This is a genomic window from Streptomyces sp. NPDC012466 (genome assembly GCF_042955215.1).
Classification (GTDB): Bacteria; Actinomycetota; Actinomycetes; order Streptomycetales; family Streptomycetaceae; genus Streptomyces.
Genome location: NZ_JBIBEQ010000005.1, coordinates 289926 through 302648 on the forward strand (window position 1 = coordinate 289926; position 12723 = coordinate 302648).

General features: G+C 70.9%; 12 protein-coding genes. 6 read left to right on the top strand and 6 right to left on the bottom strand.

Going from position 1 to position 12723, the window contains the following annotated elements; all coding sequences use genetic code 11:
- Window position 1: 1 nt before the first annotated feature.
- A complete protein-coding gene (locus ACFY9E_RS20350) occupies window positions 2-1480 on the bottom strand; it encodes a glutamate--cysteine ligase (protein ID WP_390985748.1) in 1479 nt (492 codons plus the stop codon).
- Between the two features lie 106 nt (window positions 1481-1586).
- On the opposite strand from ACFY9E_RS20350, the gene ACFY9E_RS20355 reads away from it, so the two are divergent.
- The 3 genes from ACFY9E_RS20355 to ACFY9E_RS20365 all read left to right on the top strand — a co-directional run bounded on the left by ACFY9E_RS20355 (window position 1587) and on the right by ACFY9E_RS20365 (window position 4576).
- Complete coding sequence (locus ACFY9E_RS20355) at window positions 1587-2804, top strand: MFS transporter (protein ID WP_390985751.1); 1218 nt, start codon at window positions 1587-1589, stop codon at window positions 2802-2804.
- A 100-nt stretch (window positions 2805-2904) separates the two neighbouring features.
- Window positions 2905-3783, top strand: coding sequence for an SDR family oxidoreductase (locus tag ACFY9E_RS20360; protein ID WP_390985754.1), 879 nt, complete (start codon window positions 2905-2907; stop codon window positions 3781-3783).
- Window positions 3784-3847: 64 nt separating this feature from the next.
- On the top strand, window positions 3848-4576 hold the full coding sequence (locus ACFY9E_RS20365; RefSeq protein ID WP_390985756.1) for a maleylpyruvate isomerase family mycothiol-dependent enzyme: 729 nt from the start codon (window positions 3848-3850) through the stop codon (window positions 4574-4576).
- Between the two features lie 19 nt (window positions 4577-4595).
- On the opposite strand, the gene ACFY9E_RS20370 is transcribed toward ACFY9E_RS20365, so the two are convergent.
- Complete coding sequence (locus tag ACFY9E_RS20370) at window positions 4596-4991, bottom strand: MarR family transcriptional regulator (RefSeq protein ID WP_390985758.1); 396 nt, start codon at window positions 4989-4991, stop codon at window positions 4596-4598.
- A gap of 86 nt (window positions 4992-5077) precedes the next feature.
- On the opposite strand from ACFY9E_RS20370, the gene ACFY9E_RS20375 reads away from it, so the two are divergent.
- Window positions 5078-6559, top strand: a complete 1482-nt coding sequence (locus tag ACFY9E_RS20375; RefSeq protein WP_390985761.1) for an MFS transporter — start codon at window positions 5078-5080, stop codon at window positions 6557-6559.
- A gap of 198 nt (window positions 6560-6757) precedes the next feature.
- A complete protein-coding gene (locus tag ACFY9E_RS20380) occupies window positions 6758-8005 on the top strand; it encodes an ABC transporter substrate-binding protein (RefSeq protein ID WP_390985764.1) in 1248 nt (415 codons plus the stop codon).
- Window positions 8006-8027: 22 nt separating this feature from the next.
- Here ACFY9E_RS20380 and ACFY9E_RS20385 read toward each other — a convergent pair whose 3' ends face one another.
- The 4 genes from ACFY9E_RS20385 to ACFY9E_RS20400 are packed head-to-tail and all read right to left on the bottom strand — an operon-like array spanning window position 8028 to window position 11637.
- The gene (locus ACFY9E_RS20385) at window positions 8028-8768 is read right to left on the bottom strand and encodes an ATP-binding cassette domain-containing protein (RefSeq protein WP_390985767.1); all 741 of its coding nucleotides are present in this window, start codon (window positions 8766-8768) and stop codon (window positions 8028-8030) included.
- 2 nt (window positions 8769-8770) lie between these two features.
- On the bottom strand, window positions 8771-9649 hold the full coding sequence (locus ACFY9E_RS20390; RefSeq protein ID WP_390985770.1) for an ATP-binding cassette domain-containing protein: 879 nt from the start codon (window positions 9647-9649) through the stop codon (window positions 8771-8773).
- Window positions 9639-10631, bottom strand: a complete 993-nt coding sequence (locus ACFY9E_RS20395) for a branched-chain amino acid ABC transporter permease (RefSeq protein WP_390985773.1) — start codon at window positions 10629-10631, stop codon at window positions 9639-9641. Before ACFY9E_RS20395 ends, ACFY9E_RS20390 begins: the two co-directional genes overlap by 11 nt.
- A gap of 10 nt (window positions 10632-10641) precedes the next feature.
- A complete protein-coding gene (locus ACFY9E_RS20400) occupies window positions 10642-11637 on the bottom strand; it encodes a branched-chain amino acid ABC transporter permease (RefSeq protein ID WP_390985776.1) in 996 nt (331 codons plus the stop codon).
- A 112-nt stretch (window positions 11638-11749) separates the two neighbouring features.
- Between ACFY9E_RS20400 and ACFY9E_RS20405 the strand changes: the two genes are divergently transcribed.
- A complete protein-coding gene (locus ACFY9E_RS20405; protein ID WP_390985779.1) occupies window positions 11750-12670 on the top strand; it encodes a methyltransferase domain-containing protein in 921 nt (306 codons plus the stop codon).
- The last annotated feature ends 53 nt before the right edge of the window (window positions 12671-12723 follow it).

The following is a 12723-nucleotide window of genomic DNA, read 5'->3' on the forward strand; positions in this document are numbered from 1 at the left end:
GTCAGTCCACGGGCCAGGTGTGCGCGGGCGCGTTCATGTGCATGTAGTCCATGTACGTCCGGGTCATCTGCCGCAGCGCCTCATGCCGGTCGGAGATGCCGGCCTTCTCCAGGTGATGCACCATCTCCGCCTGCCACAGGGCGCCGTTGCGTGCGGTGACGCAGCGCTGCTCGATGATGCCGAGCAGGGGTTCGCGCCACTCGGCGTCCATGCCGGTCAGCTCCAGGCCCCGGTGGGCCAGGGGCAGCAGCCGCCGCAACACCAGTTCGGTGACCGGCACTTCACCCACGCCGGGCCAGTACAGGCGGGCGTCGATGCCGTCGCGGGCGGCGGTGTGCAGGTTCTCCTCGGCGACCGAGAAGGACATCCGCGTCCACACCGGCCGGTCCTCCTCGACCAGGGCGCGGGTCAGTCCGTAGTAGAAGGCGCCGTTGGCGATGATGTCGGCCACGGTGGGGCCGGCGGGCAGCACCCGGTTCTCGATGCGCAGATGGGGCCCGCTGTCGGTGACGGCGTAGATGGGGCGGTTCCAGCGGTAGATCGTGCCGTTGTGGAGGGTCAGTTCGCCCAACTGGGGAACACCGCCGCTGTCCAGCTCCTTCTGCGGGTCCTCGTCCTCGCACAGCGGCAACAGGGCCGGGAAGTAGCGCACGTTCTCCTCGAAGAGGTCGAAGACGCTGGTGATCCAGCGCTCCCCGAACCACACCCGGGGCCGTACGCCCTGGGCCTTGATCTCCTCGGGGCGGGTGTCGGTGGCCTGCTCGAACAGGGGGATGCGGGTCTCGCGCCACAGCTCCTTGCCGAACAGGAAGGGCGAGTTCGCCGCGAGGGCGATCTGCACGCCCGCGATGGCCTGGGCCGCGTTCCAGTAGTGCGCGAACTCCTTGGGCTCCACCTGGAGATGGAACTGGGTGCTGGTGCAGGCGGCCTCGGGGGTGATGGTGTCGGCGTACGTCGACAGGCGCTCCACGCCGTCGACCTTGATCCGCAGGTCCTCGCCCCGGGCGGCGAAGATCTGCTCGTTGAGCAGCCGGTAGCGCGGGTCGCCGGAGAGCGCGGACTCGCTGACGTCCGACTCGCCCAGGGTCGGCAGGATGCCGACCATGATCAGGTGGGCGCCCACCGCCGCGGCGCGGTCCTCGGCGTGGTTCAGGGCGTCGCGGATCTCCTGCTCCCAGGAGCCGGGGCCGCCGGCCGTCAGCTGCCGGGGCGGGATGTTGATCTCCAGGTTGAAGCGGCCCAGCTCGCTCGACCAGGCGGGGTCGGCGATCGCCCGGAGCACGTCGGTGTTGCGCATCACGGGCAGCCCGGCGTCGTCCACCAGGTTGAGCTCGATCTCGAGACCGACCTGGGGGCGTTCGCTCTCGAACCCCGACTCGTGGAGCATGCGGGCGAGCACCTCGAGGTCGGTGTGCATCTTCTCCCGGTACCGACGGCGGTCCTCCCGGGTGAACACCAGGGCCGGCACGTCACGTCCCATGTGCCCTCCTGCGCTCCTTCGGCGGATGCGGCCGCACCCTCGGCGGATACGTCTCGTCCAAGAGTCGCACCTTGTCCTCGACCCCGCACCCACCTAGCCTGAGTTTGTGCCGCAAATAAACAAACCCCGAACGCACAGCGACGTGCCGGGCAACGGCAGCTCCCTGACCCGACTCCGCACAGCCCTCGCCGTCTTCTTCGCCCTCGACGGCTTCGTCTTCGCCGGCTGGGTCGTGCGCATCCCCGCCATCAAGGCCCAGACCGGTGCCTCCGCCGGGGCCCTCGGACTCGCCCTCCTGGGCGTCTCCGCCGGGGCCGTCATCACCATGACCCTCACCGGGCGCCTGTGCCGCCGCTACGGGAACCACCAGGTCACCGTCGTCTGCGCGGTCCTGCTCTCGCTCAGTGTCGCCCTGCCGCCGCTGACCCGTTCGGTGCTCGCGCTGGGCCTCGTCCTGCTGCTCTTCGGGGCCGCGTACGGCGGGATCAACGTCGCCTTCAACAGCGCGGCCGTCGACCTCGTGGCCGCGCTGCGGCGGCCGGTCATGCCGAGTTTCCACGCGGCGTTCAGCCTGGGCGGCATGGTCGGCGCGGGTCTGGGCGGGCTGGTCGCCGGGGTCCTCTCCCCCACACGGCACCTGCTGCTCCTCACACTGGCCGGCCTGCTCGTGACCGCCGCGGCGGGCCCCACGCTCCTGCGGCACGAGTCGCCGGCACCTTTGGAGCGGGAGCTTCCCGAGGAGGGCGCCCCGCGCCGCCTGGACGGCCGCACCCGGGGGCTCGTGATCGTCTTCGGCCTGATCGCGGGCTGCACCGCGTACGGCGAGGGGGCGCTGGCCGACTGGGGCGCCCTGCATCTCGAACAGGACCTGCACGCCTCGGCGGGCGCCGCGGCCGTCGGCTACTCCTGTTTCGCGCTCGCCATGACGGTCGGACGACTGACCGGCACGAGACTGCTCGAACGGCTGGGGCGGACCCGGACCGTCGTCGCCGGCGGCACCACGGCGGCGGCCGGCATGCTCCTCGGCTCCCTCGCCCCCTCCCTCTGGGCGGCCCTCCTCGGCTACGCGGTCACGGGCCTCGGTCTCGCGAACCTCTTCCCCGTGGCGGTGGAACGCGCGGGCGCCCTCGCCGGCCCGAGCGGCGTCGCCACGGCCTCCACCCTGGGCTACGGCGGCATGCTCCTCGGCCCTCCCGCGATCGGCTTCATGGCGGACTGGTTCACCCTGCCGGCCGCACTGACCAGTGTGGCGGTGCTGGCGGCGGTGGCGGCGGCCGTAGGGGCGCTGGTGGGCGCGGCGTCCCGGCGGGCGGCCGGGGGCTGAGGAGGGCAGGCTGCCATGAGGGAGCCCGGTGATCCTGGGTACCCGTGGCCACGCCCGTGATGATCACCGGGCCGTACGTCAGGTACAAGGAGGCAGACCCGTGACCGAACAGCAGCACCCCGGCGAGCAGCACCCGACCCCGGAGTTCCCCTCCCAGGACCAGCCGCACCCCGGCTGGACGGGGCCGATGGACCCGCCCCCGGACCACGGTGAGGAGTCCTACCGGGGCAGTGGCCGGCTGGCCGACCGCAAGGCCGTGATCACCGGCGGTGACTCCGGGATCGGTCGCGCGGTCGCCCTGGCGTTCGCCCGTGAGGGAGCCGACGTGCTCTTCACCCATCTGGAGGACGAGAAGGACGACGCCGCCGAGACGGTCCGGCTGATCGAGGAGGCCGGCCGGCGTGCCGTGCCCGTCGCGTGCGACGTGCGCGAGGAGGAGAACTGCCGGGCCCTGATCGACCGCGCCGTGCAGGAGTTCGGCCGGATCGACGTCCTCGTGAACAACGCGGCGTACCAGATGTCCCAGCCCGACGGCATCGAGGCGATCACCACCGAGCAGTTCGACCGGGTGCTGCGCACCAACCTGTACGGCATGTTCTGGCTGTGCAAGCTGGCCCTGCCGCACATCCCGGAGGGCGGCAGCGTCATCAACTCCACCTCGGTGCAGGCGTACAAGCCCAGCCCGCATCTGCTGGACTACGCGACGACGAAGGGCGCGATCGTCACGTTCACGCAGGGGCTGGCGCAGATGCTGATCGAGAAGGGCATCCGCGTCAACGCGGTGGCACCGGGCCCGGTGTGGACGCCGCTGATCCCGGCGACCCTGCCGGACACGCAGACGTTCGGCAAGCAGGCTCCGATCGGACGGCCCGCGCAGCCCGCCGAAATGGCTCCGGCGTACGTCTTCCTCGCCTCGCAGGAGGCGTCGTACATCACCGCCGAGATCGTCAACGCGACGGGTGGGACGCCGCTGCCGTAGCCACGCAGACGGCCACCGGAAAACTCCGGGCCCGCAGGGCGCTCCATGCGGCAGACTCGGCGCCATGGAGACCGCCGAGTTCCTTCAGACCCTGGAAACGGAAGGCCGGTTGCTGGCCGCGGCCGCCGAGGAGGCCGGGACGAACGCCAAGGTGCCCACCTGCCCCGAGTGGCAGGTGGGCGACCTGTTGCGGCACACCGGCGCGGTGCACCGCTGGGCCGCCGCCTACGTCGCGGAGGGGATCACCGAACGCCGCCCGCTGGTCGAACCCACCGGCCTCGACGGCGCGGAGCTCGTGGCCTGGTACCGCGACAGCCACCGGCATCTCGTCGGCACGCTGGCCGGCGCCGCGCCCGACGTGGAGTGCTTCGCCTTTCTGCCCGCGCCGTCCCCGCTGGCCTTCTGGGCCCGGCGGCAGGCGCACGAGACGGCCGTGCACCGGGTCGACGCGGAGTCGGCACGCGGCGGCAGCCCGACGCACGTCACCCCCGACTTCGCGACCGACGGCATCGACGAACTGCTGCGCGGCTTCCACGCCCGCTCCCGGAGCCGGGTACGCACCCCCGAGGCGCGCGTCCTGCGGATCCGCACCGAGGACACCGGCGCGGTGTGGACGGTACGGCTGTCGCCGGAGCCGCCCGTGACCACGCGGGACGCGTCCGCGGAGGCCGCGTGCGAACTGTCCGGCCCTGCCGAGCAGTTGTATCTGGCGCTGTGGAACCGCGCCCCCCTGCCGAACGTCACGGGCGATCGGGCGCTCGCCACGCTGTGGCGGGAGACGTCGGGGATCTGAGCGTCCGGCCGACGGGGGATCAGCCGTCGGTGAGCGTCCGCGCCAGTACCGCGCGCTGCACGGGAAGCACCTCGCCGTGCAGCGCGCGTCCCTTCGCCGTGAGACAGACCTTCACGCCACGCCGGTCCTCGGGGCACATGCCGCGCTCGACGAGCCCCTCCTTCTCCAGCCGCGCGATCAGCCGCGACAGCGCGCTCTGGCTCAAGTGGACCCGCTCGGAGATCTCCTGCACGCGGTAGGACGGCGCTCCGTGCGGCGTCCGGCACCCGGCGAGGACGTCCAGCACCTCGAAGTCGCTGGCGCACAGGCCGTGGCCGTGCAGCGCACGGTCGAGTTCGCACTGCGTTCGCGCGTGCAGCGCCAGAATGTCCCGCCACTGTTCCACGAGCGTCTGCTCGGCCTGCTGAGCCGCCATGCGCCGCACCGTAGCAGAGAACCGAGATTGTTGCACCTGAATTAAATGCACTTGCATTCCATGCATGCGCATGTAGTCTTCCGGCCATGACCTCTCCGCTCATCTCCCCCACGGCCGACGGGCGTTGGACTCCGCGGCTGTGGGGCACACTGCTCGTGCTCTGCGCCGCGATGTTCCTGGACGCCCTGGACGTGTCCATGGTCGGCGTCGCCCTGCCGTCCATCGGCGCCGACCTCGGCCTGTCGACATCGGCGCTGCAATGGATCGTCAGCGGCTACATCCTGGGCTACGGCGGTCTGCTGCTCCTCGGCGGACGCGCCGCCGACCTGCTGGGCCGGCGTCAGGTGTTCCTGGTGGCCCTGGGTGTCTTCGCGCTCGCGTCGCTGCTCGGCGGGCTCGTCGACTCGGGGCCGCTGCTCATCGCCAGCCGCTTCATCAAGGGTCTGAGCGCGGCCTTCACGGCCCCCGCCGGCCTGTCGATCATCACCACGACGTTTCCCGAAGGGCCGCTGCGCAACCGCGCCCTGGCCATCTACACCACCTGCGGCGCCACCGGCTACTCGATGGGCCTGGTCTTCTCCGGGCTGCTCACGGAGGCCAGCTGGCGGCTCACCATGCTCCTGCCCGCCCCGATCGCGCTGATCGCCCTGCTCGTGGGCCTGAAGCTGCTGCCGCGCACCGAGCGCGAACGCGGTAAGGGCGGCTACGACGTCCCCGGCGCCGTGCTCGGCACCGCCTCGATGCTGCTGCTCGTCTTCACCGTCGTCGAGGCACCCGAGGTGGGCTGGGGGGCGGCCCGGACGATCCTGTCCTTCGCCGCGGTGGCCGTGCTCCTGGCCGCCTTCGTCGCCGTCGAGCGGCGCAGCCCCAGTCCGTTGATCCGGCTGGGTGTGCTGCGCTCGGGGCCGCAGGTGCGGGCCCAGCTGGGCGCGCTGACGTTCGTCGGCAGCTACATCGGCTTCCAGTTCCTGGTCACCCTGTACATGCAGCAGCTGCTCGGCTGGTCCGCGCTGCACACGGCCCTGGCCTTCCTGCCGGCGGGCGCGCTGGTGGCGCTGTCCGCGACGAAGGTCGGAGCCGTCATCGACCGGTTCGGCACGGCCCGGCTGATGGTGCTCGGCTTCGCGCTGATGGTCACCGGGTACGTGCTGTTCCTGCGCGTCGACCTCGACCCGGTGTACGCGGCGGTGATCCTGCCGACGATGCTGCTGGTCGGCTCCGGCTTCGCGCTGACCTTCCCGTCCCTCAACGTCCAGGCCACCAACGGCGTCGACGAGCACGAGCAGGGCATGGTCTCCGGACTGCTCAACACCTCGGTCCAGGTCGGTGGCGCGATCTTCCTCGCCGTGGTGACGGCGGTGGTGACCGCGAACGCGCCCGAGGGCGGCAACCCCTCCCCGCAGGCCGTGCTCGACAGCTACCGGCCCGGCCTCGTGGTGGTGACGCTCATCGCCTTCGCCGGCCTGCTGATCACCCTCACGGGCCTGCGGACCCGGCGGGAGCGGCCGTCCGTCGTTGTCGCCCAGTCCACCCCGAAGGAGGCGGAGCGCGTCACCGTAGGCGACTAGGGAGCGTTTCCAGGCCTGACCCCGACGCCCTGCGTGACCCGAGAGGGGAGCGCAGGGCAGAGTCGGGCATCACCATCAATCGAAAAAGCGTACGTTTCATACTTTTCCGGACTCCATATGGGCTCTACGCTCGTGTACAGATGGCGGGCGGAGGGCCGGCCAGTCGACCACCGCCGCCTGTAACGAGCGGAGGCGGAGATGAAAGCGTCGATACGGCGGTCCGCGATCTTCGCAAGCGCGGCTGCTCTTGTGATAGCCGTCTGCGGTACGACGGGCACTGCCCAGGCCGAGCCGGGCGATGGTGAGCTCCAGTTCGGCTACGTCCTGCCGGAGACGGGACAGCTGGCCTACCTCGGCCCACCCCAGATCGAATCGTTGAAGTTCGCGATACAGAAGATCAACGACGCCGGCGGGGTTCTGGGCAAGCCCGTGCCGACCGTGGTCTCCAGTGACGAGGCGGGCCAGGAGGCCGTTGCCGCGCAGTCGGCGGACCGGGTCCTCGCGGCAGGCGTGGACGCGATCGTCGGCGCCGCGGCTTCCGGTATGTCGCTGGCGTTCATCGACCGGGTGACCGGAGCGGGCGTCGTGCAGTGTTCGGGGTCGAACACCGCTCCCACCTTCACCGACTACGAGGACGACGGCTTCTATTTCCGTACCGTCCCGAGCGACGCGTTGCAGGGGCCCATCCTGGCGGATGTCGTCCGCGACGACGGCCACGACCGGGTGGCCCTGGTCGCACGGGCGGACGACTACGGGCGCGGCCTGATGGAGGCCACCCGCAAGACGCTGGAGGACCGCGGCGCGACGGTGACGCTCGCCGAGACCTACGACCCGAAGGCGACCAACTTCGACCAGGTCGTCCAGCAGGTGGAGAACTCCAGGCCGGACGCCGCCGTGGTGATCGCCTTCGAGGAAGGCACCCAGATCCTGCAGGGCATGATCGAGTCCGGACTCGGGCCCGACCGGATCGGCGTCTACGGCGCCGACGGACTGCGCAGCGAGGAACTGCCCTCGCTGGTCGCCCCGGGCCAGCCGGAGAGGCTCTCCGGGATGAAGGGGACCGCGCCGGCCTCGGCGGAGAACGAGCAGTACGTGAAGGAGCTGAAGGAGTTCGCGCCGAAGCTGAAGGAGCTGCAGTTCGCACCGCAGGTGTTCGACTGCGTGACGACGATCGCTCTCGCCGCCGAGAAGGCGGAGTCCGACGACCCGGGCGAGTACGTGAAGGAGATGAACGGGATCACCGAGGACGGCGAGAAGTGCAACTCGTTCGCCGCCTGCAAGGAATTGCTCGCCGACGGCAGGAACATCGACTACGACGGTGTGAGCGGGCCGCTCGACTTCACCGACAAGGGCGAACCCGGCCAGGCGGCGATCGAGGTGTACGGCTACGACGACGCGGGCAAGTTGCAGACCCTGCGCACCGAGACCAGCAAGGCCGAGGAGTGACCGGGAGGACCGGCAGCGGGAGTCAACGGACGCGGGCGAGCGTGCCGAGGTAGAGCTCGATCACCTTCTCGTCGTGCAGCAGGGCCGTGCCCGTGCCGGTGTACGCGTTGCGGCCCTGGTCGAGGACGTAGCCGCGGTCACAGAGCTGGAGGCACCTGCGGGCGTTCTGTTCGACCATGAGCACCGCGACGCCCGCGCTGTTGATCATTCTGCACCGGTCGAAGACGTGGTCCTGGTGGAGCGGTGACAGGCCGGCCGACGGCTCGTCGAGCAGCAGCAGCTGCGGCTCCATCATCAGGGCGCGGGCCATCGCCAGCATCTGGCGTTCGCCGCCGGACATCGCGCCGGCCTTCTGCTTGCGGCGGTCGGCCAGCACGGGGAAGAGCTCCTCGACCGCCGCGACCCGCCGCGCGTGGTCCCTGGGCCGCAGATACACACCCATCAGCAGGTTCTCCTCGACGGTCAGCGTCGGGAACACGTTCTGCAGTTGCGGTACGTAACCCACGCCCCGCCGGACCAACTCGTGCGCGGGCCGGCCGGTCACGTCCTCGCCGCGCAGCCGCACGGTCCCGCCGCGCACCCGCAGCAGCCCGAAGACGGCCTTGACCAGCGTCGACTTGCCGGCGCCGTTGGGGCCGATCACACCGACCACCTCGCCCGGCCGCACCTCGATGCTGCATCCGCGCAGCACGTCGACACCGGGGACGTAACCGGCGACGAGGTCGTCGGCCGCCAGCACCGGTGCCTGCTCCTCGGCGGACATCGCTACTCCTCCTTCCCTTTCCCCTTCTCCTCGGTCGCCTCCGGCTCGTCGTGCCGCTTGCCCAGGTAAGCGTCCACGACGGCGGCGTTCCGGCCGATCGTGTGCGGCGGGCCCTCGGCCACCAGGCGGCCGTCGGCCATGACGGCCACCCAGTCGCTGATGCCCATCACCACGTCCATGTCGTGCTCGACGAAGCACACCGTCAGCCCCTCGTCGCGCAACCGCGTGATGTGTCCGAGCAGCGCCTGGGTCAGCGCGGGGTTCACCCCGGCCATCGGCTCGTCGAGCAGGAGCATGACCGGCCGGGTCATCAGCGCGCGGGCCAGTTCCAGCAGTTTGCGCTGGCCGCCGGAGAGCGTGCCGGCGTGGTCGTCGCGCAGGGGCCCGAGCCGGAACCGCTCCAGCAGTTCGTCGGCCCGGCGCTCGGACTCCCGCTCCTGCCCGCGCCACAGCGGTCGCAGCAGCGCGGGCAGCACCCGCTCGCCGCGTTGCCCGGGCGCGGCGAGCAGCAGGTTCTCCAGCACGGTGAGCCGGGCGAGCGCCCTGGAGAGCTGGAACGTTCGGACCATTCCGCGCCGCGCCACCCGGTGCGCGGGGGCGCCGGTGAGCGGCTGTCCGTCGAACGACCACCGGCCGCCGTCGGCCCGGTCGAACCCGCTCACGACGTTGAACAACGTGGTCTTGCCGGCGCCGTTGGGCCCGATGAGCGCCGTGATGGCGCCGCGCTGCACCTCCAGGTGCTCGACCCGCACGGCGACGAGGCCGCCGAAGGTGCGGGTCACCTGGTCCAGCACCAGCAGGGGATCGGGCTTGCGCACCCCCGGCTCGGGATCGATCGCGGAGAGCCGGCCCGGGTGGGGCACGACAGGGTCAGTGGCCACTGAGCAGCATCTCCTTCCGGCTGCCGAGGATGCCCTGCGGCCGGAACGCGACCAGCAGGATCAGGGCGACCCCGACCAGGGCGAAGCGCACCGCGCCGACCTCCGACGTGCTGATGAGGTCCGGCGAGATGTACTCGGCGTCGATGGCCTGGCGGAGCGCGCTGTCGAGGAAGCTGAGGACGAACCAGAACAGGATCGAGCCGACGACGGGCCCGAGGATCCGCCCGGCGCCTCCCAGCACGAGCAGCGTGTACAGGAAGAACGTGACGCCCGGGTCGTAGTTGTCCGGGTTCACGGACTGCACCTGGATCGCCTGCATCATGCCCGCGACCGCCCCGATGACGCCGCCGAGCACGAGGCTCTGCATCTTGTACGCGTAGACGTTCTTGCCGAGGCTGCGCGCGGCGACCTCGTCATCACGGATCGACCGGATGACACGGCCCCACGGGCTGTGGATCAGCAGGGCGAGCAGACCGCCGACCACGAGCACCAGCGCCCATCCGACGATCATCACCCAGAGGTCGCGGGAGCTGAACCTCACGAGCCACACGCCGTAGGTGCCCGGCTCGATGGGGCTGAGGTCGTAGAAGTCGTTCGCGAACCTCTGCAGCCCGAACACCCCACCGGTGACCGGTTCGGCCCAGCTGGAGCGGTAGAACAGCCGTAGCGTCTCCCCCGCCGCGATCGTCGTGATCGCGAGGTAGTCGGCGCGCAGCCGCAGGGTGGGCAGGCCCAGGAGCAGGGCCAGCACGATCGCGCAGGCGATTCCCCCCAGGACGCCGAGCCACATCGGTCCGTCGTACGTCGACACGGTGATGGCGAGCCCGTAGCCGCCGACCAGCATGAAACCGACCTGGCCGAAGTTGAGCAGCCCCGTGTAACCGAAGTGCAGGTTCAGCCCCATCGCGGCGAGGGCGTAGACGGCGGCGATGGGGCCGATTCCCGAGCGCAGGGCGTCGGAGACGATGGCCGAGAAGTCCATGGCGCACCCCTCACCCGACGCGTTCGGCCCGGCCGAGGATGCCCTGCGGCCGGACGAGGAGGACGAGGATGAGCACGAGCAGCGCCCAGGCGTACTGCAGGTCGACCGGGAACCACAGGGTGGACATCTGGGCGACAACGCCGATGACCAGGCTGCCGACCATCGCGCCGTAGGCGGAGCCGAGGCCGCCCAGGATGATCCCCGCGAACATGAGCAGAAGGAGCTTGAAGCCCATGTCCCAGGTGACGATCTCGACCAGGCCGAAGAAGACCCCGCCGAGCGCGGCCAGTCCGCCGCCGAGCATCCACACGAACAGCACCACCCGCTGCACGTCGATGCCCGACGCCTCCGCGAGGTCACGGTTGGCGGAGACGGCCCGCACGGCCGTGCCGATCCGCGTCTTCTGCAGGAGCGCGGCGATGCCGAGCAGCACCAGGACGGAGAGCAGGGTGACGGTGAGGTCCCGCGGGGTGATGCCGGCCGACCCGAGGCCGATCGTGTTCTGGATGTCGTACTGGGCGTAGGAGGCGGGCCGGGTTCCGTACAGCACGAGGACGACGTGGCGCAGCAGCAGCGAGAGCCCGATGGTGACGATGAACATGTTGATCAGCCCGGTGCCCCGCGCCCGCAGCGGGCGCCAGATGCCGCGCTCGACCGCCCCGCCCAGCAGGGCGCCGAAGACCACCGCGGCGAGGGCGGCGGGGATCAGGTGCCAGCCGGGACCGGCAGCGGAGACGTTGAGGAAGAACGCGAAGGTGGCGCCGATCGTGACGAACTCACCGTGCGCGAAGTTGATCAAGTGGATGGTGCCGAAGATCAGCGAGAGCCCGACCGACGTGATCGCGATGATCACACCGAACTGGATACCGTCGATCAGCGCCTGCAGAGCGCGCGCGGCGAACGTGGGGCCGCGCGGGACTTCCTCGCCCTGTGCCCGGGCGGAGATCGCGGGCACCGTCACGAGGACCAGGGCGAGGGCCGGCACGAGCATCCGCTGATAGCGCACGGTGGTTCCGGTACGTCACGAACGTCCCTTATGGAACCAGTGTAAGCGCAGGTCGGGGCGGTGACACGGTCGGTGGGCCCAGCGGGTGTGCCCAGGGAACGGAGGATGCGGGATGGGTGACAGCGGTGACCTCGCGAGTGCGTACAACGACGACAGTGTGCTCTTCCGGGTGCTGCGGCACCTCGGCTGGGACAGCCTGGTCGACATCGGCTACTTCACGCTGCCCACCCTGCCGCTCGTGGTCCTGGCCGGGCCGGCGCCCTTTCAGCGCCGACTGGCTCGCCGGTCTCTGGCGTTGCTGGACACCCGGCCCGGACAGCTCGTCCTGGATGCCGGATGCGGTCGCGGTGACACCACTGCGCGGTTGGGCGCCGCGGGATGCCGGGCGCTGGGGGTGGACATCCAGCCCGCGCAGATCGAGCAGGCACGTCGCCGCTTCGGCGGCCGTTCCGGCGCGCGCTTCGCCGTCGCCGACGCCACGGCTCTGCCACGGCAGGCAGCGCGGATCGCGCTGACGGACGGTTCCTTCGACCGAGTGCACTGTCTGGAGGCCGCCTTCCACTTCGGCCATGAGGGCCGTAGGTCATTCCTGAGCGAAAGCTTCCGGCTGCTCCGCCCCGGAGGCCGGCTCGTCGTCGTGGATGTCACTTCCCGTACCGATCAGCCGATCGGGACCCTCGACCCGAACGGCCTCGTACGCGGGACCTGGCGCTTCGACGACATCGAACCGTGCGAGCGGTACCCGCTGATGGCCTCCGCCGCCGGCTTCACCACGCGCCGGATCCTCGACTGGACCACCCCCGTACTCCACCGGGCAGCCCAACTCTGCGCCCTGTTCGTCGGCGCCGCGTCCACCCGGGCCGGCCGACAGGCCCTGTGTGTGCGGTGGCCCGGCCTCAGAACACTCGACGCACACGACTGGGACGAGGTCATCACCGTCGTCCGGGCTCACCGGGCCATCGGGCGCGTCACTCGCTACACGGCGTACGTCCTCGACAAACCCGCGGACGGCGGCGCCGACGGTGCCCCCTAGAGGGTCTGCGGACGGCCGGTCGGCGGCAGCCGCCACACGCTCGGGGCAGGGGG